General features: G+C 37.8%; 23 protein-coding genes and 3 pseudogenes. 21 read left to right on the top strand and 5 right to left on the bottom strand.

All coding sequences use genetic code 11. The annotated features are described in order from the left end of the window. Window positions 1–257 precede the first annotated feature (257 nt). From PQ478_RS11165 to PQ478_RS11145, 5 genes are all read left to right on the top strand, one after another. Entirely contained in the window at window positions 258–1,250 is a 993-nt protein-coding gene (locus PQ478_RS11165) for an ATP-binding cassette domain-containing protein (RefSeq protein WP_289234242.1), read from the top strand. Next, entirely contained in the window at window positions 1,250–2,089 is an 840-nt protein-coding gene (locus PQ478_RS11160; RefSeq protein WP_289234241.1) for an ABC transporter permease, read from the top strand. The genes PQ478_RS11165 and PQ478_RS11160 overlap by 1 nt, the downstream gene beginning before the upstream one ends. Before the next feature lie 186 nt (window positions 2,090–2,275). Next, window positions 2,276–2,695, top strand: a complete 420-nt coding sequence (locus tag PQ478_RS11155; protein WP_289234240.1) for a GNAT family N-acetyltransferase — start codon at window positions 2,276–2,278, stop codon at window positions 2,693–2,695. A gap of 44 nt (window positions 2,696–2,739) precedes the next feature. Continuing rightward, entirely contained in the window at window positions 2,740–3,273 is a 534-nt protein-coding gene (locus PQ478_RS11150) for a P-loop NTPase family protein (RefSeq protein ID WP_289234239.1), read from the top strand. Between the two features lie 15 nt (window positions 3,274–3,288). Then, on the top strand, window positions 3,289–3,597 hold the full coding sequence (locus PQ478_RS11145; RefSeq protein WP_289234238.1) for a hypothetical protein: 309 nt from the start codon (window positions 3,289–3,291) through the stop codon (window positions 3,595–3,597). 131 nt (window positions 3,598–3,728) lie between these two features. Here PQ478_RS11145 and PQ478_RS11140 read toward each other — a convergent pair whose 3' ends face one another. Continuing rightward, window positions 3,729–4,037, bottom strand: a complete 309-nt coding sequence (locus tag PQ478_RS11140; protein WP_289234237.1) for a winged helix-turn-helix transcriptional regulator — start codon at window positions 4,035–4,037, stop codon at window positions 3,729–3,731. A 170-nt stretch (window positions 4,038–4,207) separates the two neighbouring features. On the opposite strand from PQ478_RS11140, the gene PQ478_RS11135 reads away from it, so the two are divergent. Together PQ478_RS11135 and PQ478_RS11130 are read left to right on the top strand one after the other, a co-directional pair. Next, entirely contained in the window at window positions 4,208–5,062 is an 855-nt protein-coding gene (locus PQ478_RS11135; RefSeq protein WP_289234236.1) for a VOC family protein, read from the top strand. A 52-nt stretch (window positions 5,063–5,114) separates the two neighbouring features. Beyond that, window positions 5,115–5,543: a DoxX family protein gene (locus PQ478_RS11130; protein WP_289234235.1), complete on the top strand. Its 429-nt coding sequence runs from the start codon at window positions 5,115–5,117 to the stop codon at window positions 5,541–5,543. Between the two features lie 83 nt (window positions 5,544–5,626). Here PQ478_RS11130 and PQ478_RS11125 read toward each other — a convergent pair whose 3' ends face one another. Next, a complete protein-coding gene (locus PQ478_RS11125; protein ID WP_289234234.1) occupies window positions 5,627–6,454 on the bottom strand; it encodes a carbonic anhydrase in 828 nt (275 codons plus the stop codon). 468 nt (window positions 6,455–6,922) lie between these two features. On the opposite strand from PQ478_RS11125, the gene PQ478_RS11120 reads away from it, so the two are divergent. The 9 genes and pseudogenes from PQ478_RS11120 (at window position 6,923) to PQ478_RS11080 (ending at window position 14,154) form a co-directional block, all read left to right on the top strand. After that, window positions 6,923–7,426, top strand: a complete 504-nt coding sequence (locus PQ478_RS11120; RefSeq protein WP_289234233.1) for an ArsR/SmtB family transcription factor — start codon at window positions 6,923–6,925, stop codon at window positions 7,424–7,426. After that, the gene (locus tag PQ478_RS11115; protein ID WP_289234232.1) at window positions 7,423–8,706 is read left to right on the top strand and encodes an MFS transporter; all 1,284 of its coding nucleotides are present in this window, start codon (window positions 7,423–7,425) and stop codon (window positions 8,704–8,706) included. The genes PQ478_RS11120 and PQ478_RS11115 overlap by 4 nt, the downstream gene beginning before the upstream one ends. 63 nt (window positions 8,707–8,769) lie before the next feature. Next, window positions 8,770–9,336, top strand: coding sequence for a DUF4256 domain-containing protein (locus tag PQ478_RS11110; protein ID WP_289234231.1), 567 nt, complete (start codon window positions 8,770–8,772; stop codon window positions 9,334–9,336). A gap of 379 nt (window positions 9,337–9,715) precedes the next feature. Further along, window positions 9,716–10,609, top strand: a complete 894-nt coding sequence (locus PQ478_RS11105) for a macrolide 2'-phosphotransferase (protein ID WP_289234230.1) — start codon at window positions 9,716–9,718, stop codon at window positions 10,607–10,609. Between the two features lie 364 nt (window positions 10,610–10,973). Continuing rightward, entirely contained in the window at window positions 10,974–11,336 is a 363-nt protein-coding gene (locus tag PQ478_RS11100; protein ID WP_289234229.1) for a DUF5412 domain-containing protein, read from the top strand. 181 nt (window positions 11,337–11,517) lie between these two features. Continuing rightward, window positions 11,518–11,976, top strand: coding sequence for a hypothetical protein (locus tag PQ478_RS11095; protein ID WP_289234228.1), 459 nt, complete (start codon window positions 11,518–11,520; stop codon window positions 11,974–11,976). A gap of 178 nt (window positions 11,977–12,154) precedes the next feature. Beyond that, the gene (locus PQ478_RS11090) at window positions 12,155–12,502 is read left to right on the top strand and encodes a DUF4260 domain-containing protein (protein WP_289234227.1); all 348 of its coding nucleotides are present in this window, start codon (window positions 12,155–12,157) and stop codon (window positions 12,500–12,502) included. A 397-nt stretch (window positions 12,503–12,899) separates the two neighbouring features. After that, window positions 12,900–13,232, top strand: a complete 333-nt coding sequence (locus PQ478_RS11085) for an ArsR/SmtB family transcription factor (RefSeq protein ID WP_289234226.1) — start codon at window positions 12,900–12,902, stop codon at window positions 13,230–13,232. Between the two features lie 59 nt (window positions 13,233–13,291). Next, window positions 13,292–14,154 (top strand): annotated as a pseudogene (locus tag PQ478_RS11080) (permease). A 584-nt stretch (window positions 14,155–14,738) separates the two neighbouring features. Here PQ478_RS11080 and PQ478_RS11075 read toward each other — a convergent pair. Continuing rightward, window positions 14,739–15,332 carry a TetR/AcrR family transcriptional regulator gene (locus PQ478_RS11075; RefSeq protein ID WP_289234225.1) on the bottom strand — a complete coding sequence of 198 codons (594 nt, stop codon included), beginning with the start codon at window positions 15,330–15,332 and terminating at the stop codon, window positions 14,739–14,741. Between the two features lie 142 nt (window positions 15,333–15,474). On the opposite strand from PQ478_RS11075, the gene PQ478_RS11070 reads away from it, so the two are divergent. The 3 genes and pseudogenes from PQ478_RS11070 to PQ478_RS11060 form a co-directional block, all read left to right on the top strand. Continuing rightward, a complete protein-coding gene (locus PQ478_RS11070) occupies window positions 15,475–16,032 on the top strand; it encodes a hypothetical protein (protein ID WP_289234224.1) in 558 nt (185 codons plus the stop codon). Continuing rightward, complete coding sequence (locus PQ478_RS11065; RefSeq protein WP_354004537.1) at window positions 16,032–16,700, top strand: GNAT family N-acetyltransferase; 669 nt, start codon at window positions 16,032–16,034, stop codon at window positions 16,698–16,700. The genes PQ478_RS11070 and PQ478_RS11065 overlap by 1 nt, the downstream gene beginning before the upstream one ends. Then, window positions 16,664–16,747: pseudogene (locus PQ478_RS11060) on the top strand (GNAT family N-acetyltransferase); the annotation flags it as partial. The gene PQ478_RS11065 and the pseudogene PQ478_RS11060, both read left to right, overlap by 37 nt. A gap of 282 nt (window positions 16,748–17,029) precedes the next feature. On the opposite strand, the pseudogene PQ478_RS11055 reads toward PQ478_RS11060, so the two are convergent. Continuing rightward, window positions 17,030–18,231, bottom strand: a pseudogene (locus PQ478_RS11055) (IS110 family RNA-guided transposase); the annotation flags it as partial. Between the two features lie 281 nt (window positions 18,232–18,512). On the opposite strand from PQ478_RS11055, the gene PQ478_RS11050 reads away from it, so the two are divergent. Further along, window positions 18,513–18,824: a hypothetical protein gene (locus PQ478_RS11050; protein ID WP_289234223.1), complete on the top strand. Its 312-nt coding sequence runs from the start codon at window positions 18,513–18,515 to the stop codon at window positions 18,822–18,824. Between the two features lie 651 nt (window positions 18,825–19,475). Here PQ478_RS11050 and PQ478_RS11045 read toward each other — a convergent pair. Continuing rightward, window positions 19,476–19,868, bottom strand: coding sequence for a RidA family protein (locus PQ478_RS11045; RefSeq protein ID WP_289234222.1), 393 nt, complete (start codon window positions 19,866–19,868; stop codon window positions 19,476–19,478). A gap of 557 nt (window positions 19,869–20,425) precedes the next feature. Between PQ478_RS11045 and PQ478_RS11040 the strand changes: the two genes are divergently transcribed. Continuing rightward, entirely contained in the window at window positions 20,426–21,082 is a 657-nt protein-coding gene (locus PQ478_RS11040; RefSeq protein WP_289234221.1) for a YdbC family protein, read from the top strand. The last annotated feature ends 10 nt before the right edge of the window (window positions 21,083–21,092 follow it).

Below are 21,092 nucleotides of genomic sequence, written 5' to 3'. Positions count from 1 at the left end.
ATACCTGCCTTGTAAGCTGGATACTCGATATTTTTAATACAGTTTTTGTCGGATAGAGGCAAGGAACCGGAATGTGGAACATTAAATGTAATGTTCAATTATACAAATTATAAGTATTGAAGGTATGATGGTTTAACTATTGAAGTTTTCTAATAGGCGATAAAATGAAGATACACACGGAAACAAAAATATCTGTTATTCCATGAATGAATCAAGTATGGTTTTAATAGGAATGAGTATTTGAGAGGGTGAATGATATGAAAGAACAACAACTCGAACAATCCAGTCATTTAGCAGTCGAAGCAAAAGGGCTTGTCAAAGTATTTGGGGATCACCGAGCAGTGGATGGCGTAGATTTATCCATTCAAAAAGGAACAGTATATGGTTTTTTAGGGCCTAACGGGGCAGGGAAGACGACCACAATTCGCATGCTTGCGACATTGCTGCAGCCAGATGAGGGATCAGCTCGCATATTTGGTCATGATTTGGTTCAAGAAACAGAGGCCATCAAAAGCCGCATTAGCCTGACGGGTCAATATGCCTCAATTGACGAGGATTTAACCGGCGTTGAGAATCTCGTGATGATAGCCAGATTAATGGGTTATTCAAAAATAGAGGCAAAAGGACGTGCAAATGAATTACTTAGTGCCTTTGGCCTCGAAGAAGCGTCAAAAAGACAAGTAAAGACTTATTCTGGCGGCATGCGCCGTCGAATTGATATTGCAGCGAGTATCGTTGTGACACCCGAGCTGTTATTTCTGGATGAGCCGACGACTGGATTAGATCCACGGAGCCGCAACCAGGTGTGGGATATCGTGAGGGCTTTAGTAAATGCTGGCACAACAGTGTTACTAACAACTCAATATTTAGAGGAAGCCGATCAATTAGCGGATCGAATTGCTGTGATAAATAAAGGAAAGATTATTGCCGAAGGAACGAGCAACGATTTAAAGGCTTCAGTCGGTACAGGAACGTTGAATGTATCGCTTCTTAATCCAGAAGATCGTCCAAGAGCCATTGATGTTCTGACACAAAAACTACAAGTGACAGTTTCCCCCGCTGGCGATGCCGCTTCTCTCACCGCTCAAGCCGCCGATGCTTCATTAGCAGCTGAGGCCCTTGGTGAATTAGCGAAGGAGAAAATAGCTGTACATAATTTCTCACTCGGTCAGCCTAGTCTAGATGAGGTGTTTCTAACGTTAACAGATCAGTCTGTGGAGGAAGCGAAAGAAAGTGAGGAAGCAAGATAATGAATAATCAATCAGAGACGAAAGAACAAAACGGAGCAGATGCAAAACTGCTTGATGCGATTGCCTCAAGTAAACGCCCAGATCGGCCGAGTGCCTTATCTTCATCTCTTACCTTTGCCAAAAGGGCCATGCTTCGGATTAAGCATATTCCTGAGCAGCTATTTGATGTGACTGTGTTTCCAATTATCTTTTTACTTATGTTTACGTATCTGTTTGGAGGGGCGATTGCGGGATCCACGAGTGAATATTTACAGTTCCTCCTTCCCGGTATTCTTGTCATGACTGTAGCGCAAATTACGATGTATACAGGGATTGACTTAAATAATGATATTAGAAAAGGGATCTTTGATCGTTTCCGCACGTTACCGATTTGGCTGCCTTCAGCCTTAGTAGGTGCATTACTTGTTGATACTGTTCGTTACTCGATTGCCTCGGCCATTATGATCGGACTTGGTTTTCTGCTTGGCTTCAGGCCGGATGGCGGGTTTATCGGGATCATTCAAGCAGTCGCCTTAATGTTATTTTTCTGCTTTAGTTTATCATGGATCTGGACGACACTTGGACTTATCATGCGTTCTGAGAAATCATTGATGATGGTCAGTATGATGGTACTCTTTCCGCTCACGTTCGTCAGTAATGTATTCGTAGATCCAGAGACGCTGCCAGGCTGGTTGGAAAAGTTCGTTGATGTAAACCCGATCTCACTTCTAGTGACTGCTGTTCGTGGATTGATGCATGGGATGGCTACACTTGAACAAATTGGCTGGGTGCTCTTTGTCTCCGTTCTAATCATGGCTATATTCGCACCTTTGACGATGTATTTATACCGTAAAAAGTAATATTGTGTGAGCTTAACGACGAACTGTATGTCGTTAAGCTTTTTGATGTTAACTCTTAAAAAAGAGGGATATACAGTAAATAAAACCATAAATAAGGAGAATTATGGTAAGGTAATAATAGTAAGACATTGCTGGAATGGTGCGAGCGCGGCCTTACTGACAGGCAAGTAAAGGTGGGATAGAACGATGCAAATTTCCTTAGCAAACGTATCACATGGGTCAGAAGTGATTAAGTTCTTCAATGAACATCTTGACACTAATAACAGTGCAGTTTATTCTGAAGAATTTTTATGCCCTCTTGGAATGAAAGCAGCCATAAGAAGAAACCAAATGATGATTGCGACAGATCAAGGAAAAGTAGTAGGGGCCCTTCGTTTTTACCGAAAGAAAACGCAGAAGCAAATATCTTTATACCAATTTGCAATAAGTGAAAGTCATCGGGGGGAAGGTTTATTAATTGATATGCTTAAAACAATCAATGATCTTCCAATCCTTGTCTCCTGTCCGACTAGTTCCAACTTTAATGAGTACTATTACAAGTCAGGGTGGGTTCTACAAAAGCAAAATACCGAATTTAAAGTATGGGCATTTAATAATGATCCATAGTAACAAATATAGGCCACCGCACGTGATAAGTGAGGCTGTAAAAGATGATTAATAAGATACATATTATTGGCTCGGTCGGCAGCGGCAAAACCACTTTAGCAAGGGAGTTAGCTGCAAAACTCAATCTTCCACATATAGAGTTAGATAATGTTTCTTGGGAGAGAAGCCCTTCAGGAGATAAAAGGCGGACAGAGAAAGAGTGTGCAGCCTTATTACATACCCTCGTTCAATCAGACCAGTGGATTATTGAGGGAGTACACACGAAAGAATGGGTTGATACTAGTTTTCGCAATGCGGATTTGGTCATATTTTTGGATACAGCTAACCACGTAAGATTGTACCCAGTACTAAAAAGATATTTGTTACAGAAATTAAGAATTGAACCATCAAACTATAAACCAACCAAAGAAATCTTATTTAATATGTTTAAATGGAACAAGTATTTTGAGGATGTTGCAAAGCCAAGATTCTTTAAGAAATATGCTTCGTTACAAGATAAAATACTCATTGTAAAAAATAAAAGACCTGTAGACGAATATATGCAATCATTATCACCTAATAGATTAGGCTTCATATAAGAAAGGAAGAAAACATTGAATAACCCATCCATCACACCATCTAAAGATATTAACCTGAACACAAAATCTATCGTATCACTTACTTTTGGGATCACCGCCATGTTTATCGGTTATTTTAGTTTAGCGGGCATCGCCATAGCTAGTATCGGTTTCATCCTTGCTTTCTTAAGTTTGAGAGAAATTCATTACACTGCACAGCGGGGAAGAGCATTGGCTGTTGCTGCACTCACCTGCAACGCTCTAGCTATTCTGCTTCCGCTCATAACAATAATGATTAACCTTATTCTATTTACCCCTGTAGATTTTAAGATAATTGTATCTTAAAAATAAAAAGAGAGACTGAAACTTAATTCGTTCCGCTAATTTTTTGTCGCTTTCACCAGTAAAAAATAACCGCCTCATTAGACGGTTATTTTTTTATGTTCAACTATACTTTAAGAAATATATCTCCTACATCACACTTCTAACCAGTCTTGTGACCATTTTTCCATTTCTCGCATGAAAGGCTCAAGTGAATTTCCTTTTTCAGTTAAAGAATATTCGATTCGAACAGGAGTTTCTGGAAACACTTCTCGTTTTACAATCCCTTCGTTTTCAAGGTCCTTTAGCCTTTCTGAAAGGACTCTTCCACTGACACCGATTGCCGATTCAATACTGCAAAAACGCTGTGGACCAGTTAGAAGCTGGTAAATGATTAAACCTGTCCATCTTTGACTCATTAAACCCATAGCTTTTTCAAATCTAGGACAAATTGACTTATCCAATTCAATCAACTCCTCACTTCACATATTATAAACTGCATCGAGAAATAATAAAATTATTTTATATCAAAAAGTTACTTGACGTCATATAGTTATAATTATATACTAACTTACATAAAGTAAGCTACTTATAAAACAAGTTGTCATTTAATCATTTTCAGGAGGTAACTATAATGAATTTTCATCGTGAGCCTACTACATATGTAGGTCAAGTAAACCTTAAAGTACAAGATTTAGACCGTTCTATTGCTTTTTATAAAGAAGTGATTGGGTTTAAAGTGCTAAACCAAACGCCAAGATCCGCTGTATTTACAACGGATGGAACGACAGCATTATTATCAGTAGAGCAGCCAGAACAAGTTATTCCAAAACAAGCAAGAACGACGGGCTTATATCACTTTGCGCTCCTTCTGCCAAAGCGAGAAGACTTAGCTCAGATCGTTCATCATTTTGTAAGACATGACGTACAGTTAGGTTCTTCTGACCACCTAGTAAGTGAAGCTCTTTATTTATCTGATCCAGATGGAAACGGAATTGAGATCTATGTAGACAGAGACCCATCAGAGTGGAGCTGGAGCAATGGAGAGGTGCAAATGGCAGTTGATCCGTTAAATTTTCCTGATCTTTTAACAACGCATAAACAGCAGCAATGGAAAGGCCTTCCATCAGAAACAGTCATGGGCCATATCCATTTACATGTATCAGAATTAAGAAAGACTGAAGAGTTTTATATCAAGGGTCTTGGCTTTGAGGTTGTCAATCGATTCGGAAGTCAGGCGCTTTTCATAGCAGATGGAAAGTACCATCATCATATCGGGTTAAATACGTGGGCCGGCGTAGGGGCTCCGATACCGCCGCTAAATAGTGTAGGACTCGAATCATTTGATCTTATGCTCTCAAGTGAGGAAAAGAGAAATCAAATCATTTCACAGTTAAAAGAAATCGGAGCAACCGTAAAAGAAGACGACGGTTCTACTGTAGCTGTAGACCCTTCAGGCAATCACATTCGGTTAATAGCTAAACAATAGAAAGCTGCATTGGAGTTAGTAAGAAAATAAGAAACATAGAGGAGAATGAACAGTGGAACAAAAGTATGAAGTAAGTCTATTTATTATTCGTGTCGTATTAGGAGTGACATTTTTAATTCACGGGATTGATAAGTTTCAAATGGGGCTTGGTAACGTAGCTGGATGGTTTGAAAGTATTGGTATTATGGGCTTTTTCGGTTATGCTGTTGCGATCATTGAACTTGTGGGTGGAATTGCCTTATTACTAGGAGTTGGAACTAGAATGATTTCTGCATTAATTGGATTCGTCATGCTAGGGGCGATCTTTATGGTCAAATTACCACTCGGTTTCATGGGTACAGAAGCAGCAGGTTATGAATTAGACATAGCTTTATTGGCAATGGCAGCTGCCCTTGTTATTAGTGGCAGCAAACTGCTTGCATTGGACACTAAATTATTTGGAAACAAAAACGAAAATTCGAGTACAAGAATAAGCGCGTAAAACTAATTAAACCGACCTTTTAAATAAAAAAGATCGGTTTCTTTCTCGTTTAATGATTTAAATATAATACCTTATATAATGGTTTACCCTCGTTCATTCAAAGGCTGAACCGGGCGGTGGTTCTCTTCATAAATCTCTTGGAATGCTTGAATTTGTTCAGCTGATTTTTGAATCGGCTCTTTGAATACAATCCATTTTACTTCTTCCGTACATGGCGGGGTCGTTAGTGATCCGTTGTAATGGAATGAGGATTGGTCTTCAGGCAAGAGGTTTTGAAGGTTGATAGGCTCCACTAAAGCAATGTCATTTTCCGTCTCCTCTTCCGGCAGATCTCCCCATGCAGGCGCTAATTCTTCGTTTTCCGCACCTTCTTCAATCATCACACCTAAGACTGCTAGATTCCCATTAATATCTTGGTGTACAAGATGCAGCTCCATGTCAAAATGCTCCCCGTTAAATTGGTGTTCACTTGGTGTATGAAAATGAAATTGAACAAGCTGATATTCTTGCCCATCTAACGTGATCGCATTATTCTCATCCACTGCATTCTTTTGAATCGTATGTCCATTATTAACGAGTGAAAAAGAAGCAGGCTCGTATTGAATATCAATCTCCTCTATTTGTTGACTTTCCTCCATTTCAGCTAAATCAATGTTAATGGGTGATTGTTCACTGCCATCAACACATGCCGAGTAAGAAGCGTGTAAATGACCCCAATGCTCAGGTCCAGATTCCCCGTCATAAGACCATTCCGTAAGTTCCTCAGTAGATTCCTCTTGAGATTCATCACTAGGTTCCGTGGAGTCAGTTGTTGGTGCTGTTTCTGCAGGCTCGGTTTCTGTTTGTTCTGCGCAAGCCGCTAATGCCAAACATGCAGCGACTAATAGGTAAATAGATTTCCTTTTCATCATTCTCTCTCTCCTTTTCTCTGTTAATACTCCCAGCAACTACCATACTAAAAATCGAAACAGAATCATGTGAAAAATCTATGACATATAAAGTAAGTAAGAACCGCCTAAAAGCGTACTAATAAAGCCTGAGACCATAGAGGGAGTTAGAGCAGGCAGGGAGGACGCAATTATATCAAAAGTCTATATATTTCCTCACTGAACTGACGCATATCCAGCCGACTGACGCAATTAGTCGCTCAACCAACGCAATTAAGCCGAAGCGCCGCACAATAACTCGAGCAACAGACGCAATAACCTGCCGCAATAATACAATTAACAACCTCTCATCATAAAAGCGGAGGCCGGCATTAAGCAAGCTGCCTATTTTACTGTTTATTCCAAAAATCACTTGCAACTCTCCACCTGCATATGATAATCTAATTTTACAGATTGATGATCTAATTTATTAGATCGAGAGGAGAACGGATTATGTCAAACCAAAAAAAATCACTCGACATCTCAGTGGAACAGGCGAAATTACTTGGAAACGCTCTCCGTGTAAAAATCATGAAGCAGCTATTAGATACACCGAAAACATCGAAGCAAGTAGCCACACAACTTGGACACTCGCCAGGAAATGTGCATTATCACCTGAAGAAGCTGCATGAAGGTGGTCTGGTTGAACTAGTGGAAGAGAAGCCATTTGGCGGAGTGGTGGAGAAGTACTACCAAGCTGTAGCCAGCCGGTTTAATTCACCAGGAGGCGCAATGGATCCCGTTTTACAAGATGGATTTAATTCACGTGATTCCTCGCTCATCAGTATTCGTTTAGAACTGACTGCCAAGCAGCGTAAAAATCTGCAGGAAGAATTTTTGGAGTTTTTGGAATCATGGGTCGAGAAATCTTCCCACACTCAAGCAGACGAGAAAACAGAAGAGTTCAGTATCGGCGTGAAAATCGTCTCAACTGAACCAAAGGGGGAAGAGGAATGAAGCTGTTCTTAAATCGCAACTTTGCCTGCATGTTTTTTGGCCGTATCTTAACGAATGTAGGTGACAGCTTATATGCTGTTGCCGCGATGTGGTTCGTATATGATCTAGGCGGCTCGACATTTTATACCGGCCTTGCTGGTTTTTTAACGATTCTCCCTAGAATGATTCAGCTGCTCGCAGGGCCGATTATTGACCGTCTTCCTATTAGAAAACTCCTCATCACGACACAGCTCACACAAGCACTTCTATTACTCATCATACCTGTCGCTTCCTACTATGGATTTCTGACTGTGACGCTCGTATTAATCATTTCTCCTATCCTTACGACGTTAAATATGTTTGTGTATCCAGCCCAAATGGCCGCACTCCCTTCCCTTGTAGAAAATGACGATTTAACAAAAGCAAATTCGTATTTTACCGTGGCCTATCAAGGAATCGAAATCGGCTGTAACGCGATTGCTGGTGTGTTGATTGTAGCGATTGGGGCGGTATCCATTTATGTGTTAGATTCTGTGATGTTTTTGATTGGAGCCATTTTGTTTTCATTCTTAAGGGTACCGGCAGCTCCTAAGAAAACGAACACGGAAAGTAAAAGTCTCCAAACCTTCATACGAACGTACGCAAGTGAGTTAAAAGAAGGAGTAAGTGTCCTTTTCAACAAAACCTTATCTAAACTGCTGATTGGTGTCATCGGGATCAATCTTGTCGGTGGCGCAACCTTCGTCGTTCTACCCGCATTCAGTGACTATAAAGGCGGGGTAGAGATATATGGATTTCTACTTATGGCGCAAGCTGCCGGAAGCCTTACCGGTGCTCTTTTGACCCCGTACTTGAAGCTTGAGCGTTTTGGGCTGGGAAAGGTATATGCCTATGCGTTCATGGTGAGCGGGGTTCTATGGTCGGTTGCAATTTTCAGTCCATGGACATGGCTTGTTGTCACTCTCTACGGCTTAGCATGGCTGCCAGGCGGAATCACCAACATTCTCATTAACACCGTTCTTCAAAAAGGCATCCCTAAAAAGCTGCTAGGGCGCGTGTTCTCTGCAGCCTATAGTGTCTCAGGTATTGCACTGCCACTCGGCTCTATGGCAGGCGGGGTGCTAGGGGTGTATATCGGCAGCCAATATGTGATTGCCCTAAGCGGAATCATTGTTCTATTTGTCGGACTTGGCTGGCTTATCGACAAACAAACGAGAAACCTTCCTAAAATCAACGAAATTAACGAGAGTACCTTTATAAAAGATGAACCAAAACAAATGATCTTATCAGAGACCGTGTAGATGAAACCATTTCATGTTACATTATTAGTAACCACCATTAAACAAAGATAAGGAGCTCTCTTAATGACGACAACAAACAAGGAATTAACGGCTGAACAACGTGAGGAATTACTAACAAAATTAAAAAAACGCTTTGAGAAACATATGAACCGTCATGAAGGAATTGAGTGGGGTGAGGTCCAAGCGAAAATCGACGCTCACCCGGATAAACTTTGGACACTGTTTCAAATGGAAGAAACAGAAGGCGAGCCGGATGTTGTTGCTTATGATGCGGAAGCAGACGAATACATCTTTTATGACTGTTCAAAAGAAAGCCCTAAAGGCCGCAGAAGTGTGTGTTACGACCGTGAAGCATTAGAATCGAGAAAGAAATATAAGCCAGAAACAAGTGCGATCGATTTAGCTGCGGAACTAGGTATTGACCTTTTAACAGAAGAGGAGTACCGCTACCTTCAAACGTTAGGAGAATTTGATAAAAAGACATCCAGCTGGGTTATGACGCCTAGCCATATCAGAGATCTTGGCGGAGCCTTATTCTGTGACCGCCGTTATGACACGATTTTTGTCTATCATAATGGAGCTGATTCTTATTTTGGCGCACGAGGATTCCGCGGATCCGTTAGAATTTAACGTTGAAATAATTGCACTACTAACGTATAGTAGATAGTAACTAATGAGAGGAGGGTTGTTAAAAATGATGCATGCAGGAAGATTACGCCACGAAACTTTGAACACGAAGTAATTTCATAGTTCAAAGGCTCTGTTTTCATAAAAAGCAGAGTAAACGGGAGTAGTCTGCACATTTTTAATAATCCTTTACGGACAAATGTACATTTTTGACGTGAAGAAGGCAGATACCTATCTGTCTTTTTTTCGTATGCTTTGATAATTGAGTCGTCTATTTGTGGTCGCCTCGTTTACTCTAACGCACAGACAGAAGCCCAGAAGCCCGTCTGTGTTTTTTTATGACCAGATCCTTTATCAAATAAACCACTAGGAGGAAACAAACATGAATACACGTAAACTTAAACAATTAGCCGAGCAAAATGGATTATCTATTTTAGAAGACTCAATAAAAATCAATGAATCAGGTGTAGACTTTCAGGTCGCACACGCCAAAGACGAAAACGGTCATAAATGGATTCTTAGAGTGCCAAGAAGACCAGAATCAATGAGACATGCCAAGAAAGAGAAACAAGCATTAGACATCATGCAAAAAGAGGCAAGCTTTGAAGTCCCAGACTGGTCGATTTACTCAGATGATCTCATTGCCTATAAACAGCTGAAAGGAATGCCAGCAGCGACCATTGATATGGAGGTACAAGTATATGTCTGGAGCTTCGATGAAAAGAATGTACCTGCAAGTTATTATGAGACACTAGGAAAAGCTTTGGCAAACCTGCATAATTTGCCTGAAGCTCCGTTTAAGAATACCGGCATCGAGATCATTGAAGCAAGTGAGTTAAGAGCGTCAATGAAACAGCGTATGGAGAGAGTGAAGCAAACCTATGAAGTGAATTCAATCAAATGGGAAAGATGGCAGGCGTGGCTTAGTGACGATTCACTTTGGCCAAAGCATGTGGGAGTAAGGCATGGTGATATGCATCCCGGCCATATTTTAATAGATGAAGCCCAGCGTGTCACAGGCTTTATTGACTGGACCGAAGTTGGAATAGGAGATGTGTCAATAGACTTTATGTCGCACCAAATGCTGTTTGGTAAAGAGGGGCTCCAACAGATCCTAGCTGCCTACGACAATGCAGGAGGCAGAACGTGGTCAAAAATGGAGGAGCATATAACCGAGCTATTAACGACAAGCGGCCTAACCGTTGCCGAGTATGCTGAAGTGTCCGGCTTAAAAGAAATGCATGAAACAGCAGTGCAGATGTTAGCAAGTGAATAATATGATATAGAAGACTGGCTTAGACAGTAATGTCTTCTGTTTAACTAGAGAGAAAAAATGAAATAACAAGCGTATTGAGGACATCATTTACAAACGAATTGGTGTCCTCTTTGTTGTTGCTATAGCAATCCTTTAACAAATTAAGCATACGAATTTGCATATCAGTATCCATACAGACACGAAGACAGCATAAAACTTTATGAGGTGCTTCCTACGTGCTAAAACAAAGTATTTTGACCTCTAGTAAGCAACTGTTTTTTCAAATTAGTTGGACATTTCATGGTAAAATAAATGTAAATATTGTTAAAGATTTCACTTAAAGTAACGGAGCAGTTTAGCTGAATAACTATGAGGAGAGACTTCAATGAAAAAATTATTTAAATGGTTTGTGATTGTCTCATTATTATTTATTGCATTGGTCGGTTATGGAGTTTATTGGGCATTTTATGATATGAACAGGTTACCAATAGGAGAATATCTTACAGAAGAGACTTCATCAGACGGAAAATATATCTTAAAAGCATATGTCACCAATGGAGGTGCAACAACATCACACTCTATTCGTGGTGAATTAGTTTTTAATGAAGGAAATAAAAAAACTAAAAATATATATTGGAATTATAGAGAAGATAATGCAAATATTACTTGGACAGATAATGATACAGTAGTGATAAACGGACATACATTAGATGTACCAAATGAGAAATTCGACTTTAGAAATGAGTAATTACCTTATTCAATTAACGGGTGCGATAGCTAATTAAGGGTTATCGCCCTTCCTTATTATGCGAGGAACAGGGCAGGTTTGAACAATAAGGAATTGGATTATTTTTATTAAACTTTTAGAGGTTAAATCTATAATAATGAAATTGGGTAAATTATACAGATTTAGAAAAGAGGTCAATAAAATGCAGCATAGAGGTTCCAAACTTACTTTAATTAAAATAATTGCTGCCATGGTTTCATCAGTAATTTTTAGTTTATATGTATCATGGAGAGCATACACTCCAGTAGCTGAAAGAATAGCGGATGTTTATTACTATCCTTTCAATGGTATATTCGCTTTCAATTTTGTACCGATCTTTTTTATTTTTACTATACTAGGTGTAATGTTGTCTTTTGTTATTGAACGTATTGTGTTTAATAAGTTTAATATGATGGGAGTTAAAGGGATTTTAACCTTGACATCTGCTTACATATCACTAGGGATAATTAGTGGTATTCTAATTGGGGTTTTCTTTTTAGGGGTTAATTCTATTATCCACATATATATGTTGAGATTCTTAACCCTTACTATTTTTGGGGCCTTGCTCTTTCTCTTCATTCAAACAATATTTGTATTTGGTGTTTATAAACTTGCCAGATAAAATTAAAGTATTTTTAAAGTAAAGGGTGCATTCATTTAACAATGGATTATCGCTTGTTGTCCTAACAGGGGAGCTTAATAGAATAGGCTATTTCTAAAATATTGTAAAAGGAAAGAGATGATGTACATTTTGTTATAAATTAAAATAGCATAACCTTAAAAAGAGAGGGGTAAAAGAGTTGAATAAAAGTATGTTACACATTGAAGGGCTGGCGTTTTTAGTGTTAAGTGTATATTTTTATTGGGTTAATGAGTACAGTTGGGTTATGTTTTTTATCTTATTATTAGCACCTGATATTTCTATGTTAGGGTATTTAGTAAACAGTAAAGTTGGGGCACGTTGCTATAATATTTTTCATACTTATAGTTTGTCTATTACTATTGTTTTAGTAGGGTTACTCCTAACTAATCAGTTGGTGTTGGCAATAGGGTTAATATGGTCAGCCCATATAGGAATGGATAGAGCCATTGGATACGGTCTTAAATATTCAACTGATTTCAAAGATACACATTTAAATAGAGTTTAAGTTGTTTCATAAACGGGTTGCGATTGCTCAATAAAGAGTAATCGTTTCTTCTTGTTGAAGTAACGAGCAGTAGACTTTAAGAAGAAAAGTTTTAATTCACATAAGGAAAAAAGTGATGATTATTACATTGAATCAATGCACAGCCAATGATTTCGAGTACATAAAATGTAGGCTTAATTCATTATTTTTGCTCTACAAGTGGACTTATAAGATGGAGATACTATATATACTTGCAATTTTGTAAAGGTCTAATTAGCAGTAATTGGTGAAGTGTACCAATCCTGAGTACACTCATGATATAAATCAAAAAAAATTGATTTATTTACTTGACCTTACTAAAATTTGGATGTATGATTAATTCATCAAATAAATTTGATTTAATAAGGAGGGAAATCACATGAAACTAGAAATACCAATTATAGATAGCCTCAGTACCCCGACCGATTTTAGTTATTATGAAAAACGATTCAAAGCATTAGCGGATCAAAAAAGACTTCAGTTACTCTCGATCCTTTGTCAACAAGGCTCAAGTTGTGTGTGTGATTTAACAGATCTACTTGAATTACCGCAATCAAAATTATCCTATCATCTTAAAATTTTATTGGATGCAGAGCTAATTCAGAAGGAAAAGAAAGGGACGTGGAATTACTATTCCATCAATACGAAAACAGTCGATCATTTACTATCTGAACAGTTATGTTGCTTATTTCGTCCAGCTTCCAAAGGATAAGTTGGACGTCTTCTTTACATAATACATCAAAAAAAATTGATTAATTGGAGGTGATAAGGATGGTTGAAGTCTTAGAAAGTTTTTTCTGGATCGGATTACAACTAACCGTGTTATTTGTCGGTATTTCCTTTCTACTGAATCTCGTTCAAAGCTACATACCTTATGAAAAGATAGAAAACAGATTAAAAAAATCGCATCCGATCGTAGGAGGAATCATCGCATTACTCTTTGCATTCATGACACCATTTTGTTCTTGTTCAACGATTCCTGTGGTAGTTAATTTACTCAAAAACGGTGTTCGATTTGGGATTGTCATGGTCTTCTTATTTGCTTCCCCTGTATTAGATCCAACGATCTTAACCATTATGACCGTGATTATGGGATGGGAAGTCACGCTGATTTATATCCTGATTACAAGCAGCTTGTCGTTAATCATCGGGTTGACCTTAGAAAAGCTTGGATTTGAAAAGTCTGTAAAGCAAGTAATGATGAGTGGTTACAAGCAAGATGATCAACGGTTTTCATTTAAAAGAGCTTGGCAAGAAACCATTTCTCTCATGAAGTCTGTGTATCCGTTTTTGTTGCTCGGAGCATTCATTGGAGCCATCATACACGGATTAGTGCCAACCGAATTTATTAGCTCGTATTTTGGAGGAGAAGCCTGGTGGTTGATTCCGATCGCAGCAGTCATTTGCATCCCATTATACATCCGTTTATCTAGTATGATCCCCATTTCACAAGTATTGATAGCAAATGGAATGGCAATGGGTCCAGTCATGGCAATGATGATTAGTTCAGCTGGAGCAAGTCTACCTGAGTTGGTCTTATTGAAATCTAATTTCATCAATCATTAATTGTTGTTTTTGTTCTCTCTGTTTTAACCATGTCGACGATTAGCGGTTTTGTCTTTTATTTACTTTAACGAGGAGGGATTTAGATGTTTAAAAAAGTGAAACGGTACTTAGCGAAAGGAGGTCTTTGGGTGGTCAAGTGCTGCCGTCATTCAAAAGAGCAATTGGAACAAGTAATGTATAATCAGCAAGCCGAAAGAAATCGAGAACGACTTAAAACACAGATGTATCGATATTATTGAGAGGAGGGGATCGTATGTTAGATAAACTTAAGAAGTTATTTGGAAGTGATGTTAATCAAAAAAAAGATTGTTGCAAAATTGTTATCGAAGAAGTGAAAGATCAGAATACTTGTTGTGCAAGTAAGAAGAAATAAATTGTTGTGAGAAGGAGTTTCTTCTTACAACTAACGGGTAGCACCCCTTCAATAAGGAGTGCTTTTTTCTTTGTCTTACAAAAGGAAATTAAGCAGTCCATTTTGGGGGAAACATTACACTGAGTGTGGAGAATAGCCGTTCGAACGAGCTATTCTCCATTGATTAACACAACGTCGATTTAATCAGCGAAGTGAACTGAATATAATAATCCTGGAGAGTGCACCATATACATGATTACAAAAAGGTCGAAATGCGTTTTTTTATTCGATCATTCATTCTCATTTGATTACTTGATTGGGGGTTAATCCGTAGAAAAATAATTGAAGTAGTTGATCCATTTCTTCATCATTCTCCCGTTTACCATGAACGCTTATGTGTTCACTGATTTCATAAAAAAATAGTTTGAAGTGTTTTAATAAGACTTTATCCGAAAAACCTTTTGCAATATATCCTTCTGTTTTTCCTATATGAACCAGTCTATGAAAAAAGGATTCTAACTTCTCTTCCACACCACTAAGAAAAAAATGAACAGGTTCAGGATCTTGACTCTGACTCTGACTCATATTAGCCAAAAGTCTGAGGTTATGAGCTTCCAGTGTCATGATGTCTTTTATCTTGTCATTGAAAGATTTGCCCGATTGAAGGATGACATCATATTCATGTATTTTAGAATCTACCCAATCATGAAGCATGGAATGGTAAAGTTGTTCCTTCGTTCCAAAGTAGTTATAGATCGTGGCGGGAGAAACGCGGGCTTTAGCGGCGATCTCATTGACACTGATCTTGTCAAATCCATATTGGCAAACCAAATCAAGTGAAGCAGAAAATATCTGCTTCATTTTTTTTTCTTTTCTTTTTTCAAATCCATCCATACGATACCACCTCATGTTCAGTTTATCTCAAGTTTTAGAGTATTTCAATTCACATGCTATAAAATTATTGCATATATTGATATATAGTTTTATACTTATTATGTATAAATACTACATAAATTTTGTTGTGGGAGGGTAATAAATGAGAGACATAGAAATTCCGGATTTTTTTCATGAGGTTTTTGGAGAAAGACAAAGTGTTCTGCACATCATCGTGATCTTACTCTTTGGAGTGACGTTATCTACAGTGTTGTTTTACTTGTACCCCAACATGTATATGGACCTTCCACTGTGGCGTAGTATACTAGCCTTTATTCTCGTGTTTGATATATTTTCAGGGTGTATCGCCAATTTCACTCAATCTACAAATGATTACTACGCAAAGAGAAAAACGAAACGTTTCGTCTTCATCTCTATTCATGTTCACATATTGCTCGTTGCAGTGCTGCTTCATATACCTATTTTTTCAGTTTTGATGGTTTGGATGTATACGATTATTTGTGCATTTACCATTCAATCCATCGAAGGTAGAAACCAAGTTTTTGTGGCTGGTTTGTTATTGTCGCTAGGGGTAGCATGGATGCCAATGCTTGAAATGGAAGCTTTTATGCTGATTGTCAGCATGCTTTTTATGGTCAAAGTATTGTTCAGTTTTAGTGTCAACCATTTTAGAAGGTACGGGAGTAGGGGGCGTCATTGATGAGCAGAGATGACCATATCAGAAGGTTAAATAGGTCGGATAAACCATGTTTTGTTCAACTCATGGCAAAATCATTTGAAAATGATCCATTATTCAATTATTTATTTAAAGATGGTGAGGTAGATCAAAAATTTGAGGAGCGTGCTTGCGCGTTTGTTGCCTTTCTTTTTGATAAAAGCTTTTGCTTGTTAGAAGAAATATGGGGCATCTATGATCAAGACAAGCTCATTGGAGCGTACATCATCGAGATGCCACATATGAAAGGAACTCAAAAGATTTTTGGTGGACTTAAGCTAGTCGGTAGGGTCATTCAACTTCTGAAAAATCTATCGTTGAAGACAGTCATCAAGCTGAATCGTTATATGAAGGTATCCAGAAGAAATGTTCCGAAGCTGCCCTTGCATTACCTCATCATGATTGGCGTAATGCCATCCAGACAAGGATATGGTGTTGGCGGTCAGTTAATGCAGCATATCATGAAACAAGTTCGTGAAGATCATCGTTCTCGTGGGATTGCATTAGATACTGAACATAAAAGGAATATTAGCCATTATAGGCGGTTTGGTTTTTGTCTATATAGTGAAACACAATTAGACGACATCGCCATTTACGGTATGATGAAAATAAACGTGAAGCTTCAGGGAAGGGATATGCAACAGAAGCCGTGAGTAGTTTAGTCATAAAGTTATTTGATGAATTTGATGTACATCGTATCGCCATGCCTATCCAAGGGGTGGAGGGCCGGTTTTGCTAGCGGCAGAGCCTAGGTCGTATCATATAACGGGTGGGATTCCCGTCGAGTAAGAACTAGCCATTCGCTCGTAGCGAGTCTTGGAGGACTAAGGGTAGCCTTATTGCACTAAACCAGCTAATAGTTTATCAACATTTTTCAATGAGAATCTTAATTTGCACATGATATACTAAAATTGAGAACACCAAATAACCTACCACTTTATATCACTTGGAAGGTTTTGGGCTATTTAGTTAGATATAGCTATTAAACTACATCTCGGAAAGGTATTTTGTTTTTTAGTAAGGCAAAAATCCAATGTAAGAGCTTATTCACACAGGCAATAATAGCTACTTTATAAGGCTTTCCTTCTTCACGTTTACGATCGTAAAACTCTCTCATTTTTTGATTGCGTGGGAGTATTTCATCAGTTGTTTTCTGCATACGCTTATCTCGTATTGCACAACGAACAGCCGTATACAAAGAGTGACGAAGCCTGCTCGAACCACGCTTGGTAATTCAATTAATAGTGGCTGAGAACTTACCTGATTCAAAGACACTCGGATCTACACCCGCAAAAGCTACTAATTTTTTAGGGTGACTAAACCGATCGATTTCTCCGATTTCGGAAATGATCGTTCCAGCGATCTTCTCTCCGACACCAGGGATCGATTGGAGTAGGTGGTACTCTTTAATTTCATGTGCGAGGGCATCTATTTCCGTTTCTAATTTGGATAGATGCTCTTTGTATTGAAGAAGCATACTAATGTACAACCCAAGGCTTAGAATATGAGACTGATAAAGTGTTCTTGTAAATGGATTTCGTGCTGCCGCAGCTTTAAGTTGTTGTGCTTTTTGTCTAGCCCATTTGTCGGAACGACTTGCACAGTAATCGGCTATTCTATTAGTTAGGTCCAACTCACTAACGTTTAATATGTCCTCAGAAGAAGGTAAATCCCTGAGCGTGAGTAGCGAAACTACCGAATACAAATCACCAAATACTCCTCTGTGTTGGGGAAATATCTGGTCCAAAACAGCTTGGAACTGGAGCTTTGTTTGGACGTACATACAAGTTATATTGTCATGTCGCCTCGTTAGATTCCGATGATTTAATATTTGAATACCACGCTTCTTATATGGTTCTAGATCCTCTTTATAATACAGCTCGCAGAGGTGGTGGGCGTCAATGGCATCTGTTTTAACCTTCCGCAGACTTGAATTTTTAGCTCGGTATGAGATCAGAGGATTAACAATGATCAAGAGATACTGGTGGTCTCTAAGAATTGAACAACAGGTATATGGTAATGTCCTGTAGCTTCAAGAACCACCACTGGTCTTATTCCTGAGACACCCTCTACCTCTTGAAGAAACTCTAGCAATAGAGCCAATCCTTCAAGATCATGTAATACACTAAAACTCTTACGATAGGATTTGCCTTTACTTAAAAATGCTTGGACCTGACTTTCACCTTACCAGCCTCAAACATGTTACTACAAGTAGGGGGTGAACTGTTTAGTTGACGGGATCTATGTCCCGCGGGTGCGGACGTTCTACCCCGGCTACCGTAATGATAAGATGAAACAAAATAAGGTCAACCAGAAAAATCTGGCTGACCTTATAATACGAACGGGTGCGATAGTTGAATAAAAGGTTATCGCCATTTGTTTAAGAAACGGAGCAGAATACTTTAAGAATGATTGTGGGTTTTAATGGTAGTATTGGTAGTATTTAAGAAAGGGAGGTGAACTTTTTGGGTATTTGGAAGATGTATGCTATTACATTTGTTGAAATAATCATTTTCTTAGTTGTGGGATTCCTTTTGACTCAAAATGTATTAAGTAACATATACGAAAGTGCAGATATAGCATATTTAGGGAATGTTGGTGTATTCTGGTTTGGTTTATCTTTTTTACTATTTTGTCTATATACATTGTTTCGGACTTATATCTTATCTAAAAGAAGTCCACTATTGACCGAACGTATAACTTCTATTACTTTTTGGATAGTTTTTATTTGGTCTGCTTATTCTGTGTTCTCTCCTTTTGTAAAAGGTGAAATTTAAGATATTAAGCTAACGGTAGCGTTAGCTTAATAAAGGTTAGCGCCTTTATCCTGTTGAAGGAACGGTCAGAAGGGTATAATAACTTAACTTTAGTTTGTGAGGGTGATACAAATTAGTTCAAAGGCTTATTTCCGATTGGCGTTAATTATTAACTTTTTTGCGATGTTCCTCAATTTATTTAGAGATAAGATAGGGCTGAAATATGTAATAATAACCTTTGTTATTTCAATACTTATAGCTTTATTAGGATTTAATAAATTGAGAAAAGAGAAGAAGAATTAATATACTTAAAGTTTTAATGGTTAATTTGGATAAAACTAATAAAAAACTCTACTATAAAAAGTGAATATTATCCTCTTAAATCACTGTTTAACCGAAAAGCTTAATGAATAACTCATATTTCATTATTTATCGTTTGGTCAGGTAGAGCGTTTATAGTACAAATACTATAACGAAAAAAACTATATATTTTTAAGGATTTTAGTTGAATTATTAATTATTTTTTCAACAAACGGGTGCATTCCTTCAATAAGGGATGCTTTTTTCTTTGTCAATAAAAAGGAAATTAATGTTAAACTAAAGGGCAGGATTGTTGAATTAAAACAAGAGTAGAAATAAAAAAAGGAACAGTTTATCACTGTTCCTTTTATGTCAAACTTCAGCACACCATAGTTCAATTTCAACTTTCAATTCAGGCAATCCTAATGCAGTAATATAGGCAACTGTCATAGATGGGTATGCAGTTCCAAATAACTCATCCCACAGAGAATCTAAATAATCCCAATCGATTTCTTCAGTGGCCCATATATTAACCTTGATAACGTTCTCATCAGTTAAGCCTTCTGATTCAAGAATCTTTTTCATGTTTGAAAAAGTATTTGTGATTTGGTCGTTTAAATTTGAAGGAACACTTCCATCCATATTTGTTCCTATTTGTCCCGATGTTACAAATAAACCCGCACCTTTTGGCACTCTAGTGATATGACTGTAGTTGCCCACTGGTTTTGGCATAAACTCAGGGTTTTTCCTAGTGATTTTTTGCATAATATTACCTCACTTACTATAAATTTTTCTGCTTATTTTCTTAAATTAGACAGACTTCACCAATTCCTGTATATCTAAAAAAATACAGCAGTCGAGTATCCATAGCCTTTAGGTAAGAACATAAGTATGTTCTTTTTCATGACTTGAACACTCCCTTTCTTTATAGTGTGAGTACCAACAAATATGTTTAATATGATGTTATCTTTTCTAATCATTAAATTAATAATATCATATCAGTATACGTTGTCAAAAATTGTATCTTTTAAATTGTATTTTATACTTACTTTACTAACGAGGGAGTTTCTTCTGATGCTGGTCGTATTTTTTACTTTTAAGAAAAGATTGTGAAATGTTGTACTTAAACAAACGGGTGCGCTTGATCAATAAAGGGTGATCGTTTCTTCTTGTTGTAATAAAAGTAAAGGGTGCGAAAATTTAACTTGTGATAAGGGCAATATAATTCCCCTTGCTTTCCTTTTTACTTATGTGGTAATAAGGTTTTTCGAGTTATCGGGTTATACAATAAATTCAGTATAAGTTTTTGGAGGTTATGGTCAATGATTATAAAGAGAATTTCATGTATTGTTAAAGATGATCAAAGAGAAGCATTTCAAGAATATCAAAAGCAATGGGGACATCTTAGTAAGGTAAAAGGTTTTTTAGGCCAAATTGGTGGATGGAGTATCAAACAACCATTAACTGCATGGATCTATTCTTTTTGGGAGAATCAAGTCGATTATCAACAGTTTATGAAAGGGCAACATGATCAAATCTTTGTCAATTCCGGCCAGGAAAACACTTATGAATCAATAGATGTGACATTATATGATGAGAAACTAAAGGTGCCAGGCTCAGAAGATAATATTCTTAATATTTTAAAAGATTGTCAATATATACGTGTGACATTGACACAAGTGAAAGAAGACCAACTTAAGAACTTTATAGATATGCAAAAAAATGTTTGGAATATAGGGATGATAGAGTCCGAAGGGATGCTTGGAGGAACAATCGCTTTCTTACAAAGGGAAAGTAATGGTTTTCTTGTGTTTACTGGTTGGGAGAGCGCATGTTTACACGAAAACTATACTCAAGAAATTTTTCCGGAATTATTTAAAACTGCAAAACTACAGAATTATATATTCGAACTTACAGGAGAACAATTCAAAGTTGAAGAAGAGTGGCGTGTCCTAAGTAAAGAATGTCATTTAAACTAAACCAGCTAAT

The organism is Alkalihalophilus pseudofirmus (assembly GCF_029094545.1).
GTDB lineage: Bacteria > Bacillota > Bacilli > Bacillales > Bacillaceae_D > Alkalihalophilus > Alkalihalophilus pseudofirmus.
This window is presented reverse-complemented; position numbering and strand designations above follow the sequence as displayed.

Bases quoted from the DNA above. Each gene is read 5' to 3' on its own strand.
- PQ478_RS11110 (WP_289234231.1), top strand. From the start codon at position 8,770: ATGACGACAACAAACAAGGAATTAACGGCTGAACAACGTGAGGAATTA.
- PQ478_RS11100 (WP_289234229.1), top strand. From the start codon at position 10,974: ATGAAAAAATTATTTAAATGGTTTGTGATTGTCTCATTATTATTTATT.
- PQ478_RS11160 (WP_289234241.1), top strand. From the start codon at position 1,250: ATGAATAATCAATCAGAGACGAAAGAACAAAACGGAGCAGATGCAAAA.
- PQ478_RS11115 (WP_289234232.1), top strand. From the start codon at position 7,423: ATGAAGCTGTTCTTAAATCGCAACTTTGCCTGCATGTTTTTTGGCCGT.
- PQ478_RS11155 (WP_289234240.1), top strand. From the start codon at position 2,276: ATGCAAATTTCCTTAGCAAACGTATCACATGGGTCAGAAGTGATTAAG.
- PQ478_RS11165 (WP_289234242.1), top strand. From the start codon at position 258: ATGAAAGAACAACAACTCGAACAATCCAGTCATTTAGCAGTCGAAGCA.
- PQ478_RS11125 (WP_289234234.1), bottom strand. From the start codon at position 6,454: ATGATGAAAAGGAAATCTATTTACCTATTAGTCGCTGCATGTTTGGCA.
- PQ478_RS11150 (WP_289234239.1), top strand. From the start codon at position 2,740: ATGATTAATAAGATACATATTATTGGCTCGGTCGGCAGCGGCAAAACC.
- PQ478_RS11085 (WP_289234226.1), top strand. From the start codon at position 12,900: ATGAAACTAGAAATACCAATTATAGATAGCCTCAGTACCCCGACCGAT.
- PQ478_RS11070 (WP_289234224.1), top strand. From the start codon at position 15,475: ATGAGAGACATAGAAATTCCGGATTTTTTTCATGAGGTTTTTGGAGAA.
- PQ478_RS11040 (WP_289234221.1), top strand. From the start codon at position 20,426: ATGATTATAAAGAGAATTTCATGTATTGTTAAAGATGATCAAAGAGAA.
- PQ478_RS11045 (WP_289234222.1), bottom strand. From the start codon at position 19,868: ATGCAAAAAATCACTAGGAAAAACCCTGAGTTTATGCCAAAACCAGTG.
- PQ478_RS11120 (WP_289234233.1), top strand. From the start codon at position 6,923: ATGTCAAACCAAAAAAAATCACTCGACATCTCAGTGGAACAGGCGAAA.
- PQ478_RS11135 (WP_289234236.1), top strand. From the start codon at position 4,208: ATGAATTTTCATCGTGAGCCTACTACATATGTAGGTCAAGTAAACCTT.
- PQ478_RS11105 (WP_289234230.1), top strand. From the start codon at position 9,716: ATGAATACACGTAAACTTAAACAATTAGCCGAGCAAAATGGATTATCT.
- PQ478_RS11065 (WP_354004537.1), top strand. From the start codon at position 16,032: ATGAGCAGAGATGACCATATCAGAAGGTTAAATAGGTCGGATAAACCA.
- PQ478_RS11095 (WP_289234228.1), top strand. From the start codon at position 11,518: ATGCAGCATAGAGGTTCCAAACTTACTTTAATTAAAATAATTGCTGCC.
- PQ478_RS11075 (WP_289234225.1), bottom strand. From the start codon at position 15,332: ATGGATGGATTTGAAAAAAGAAAAGAAAAAAAAATGAAGCAGATATTT.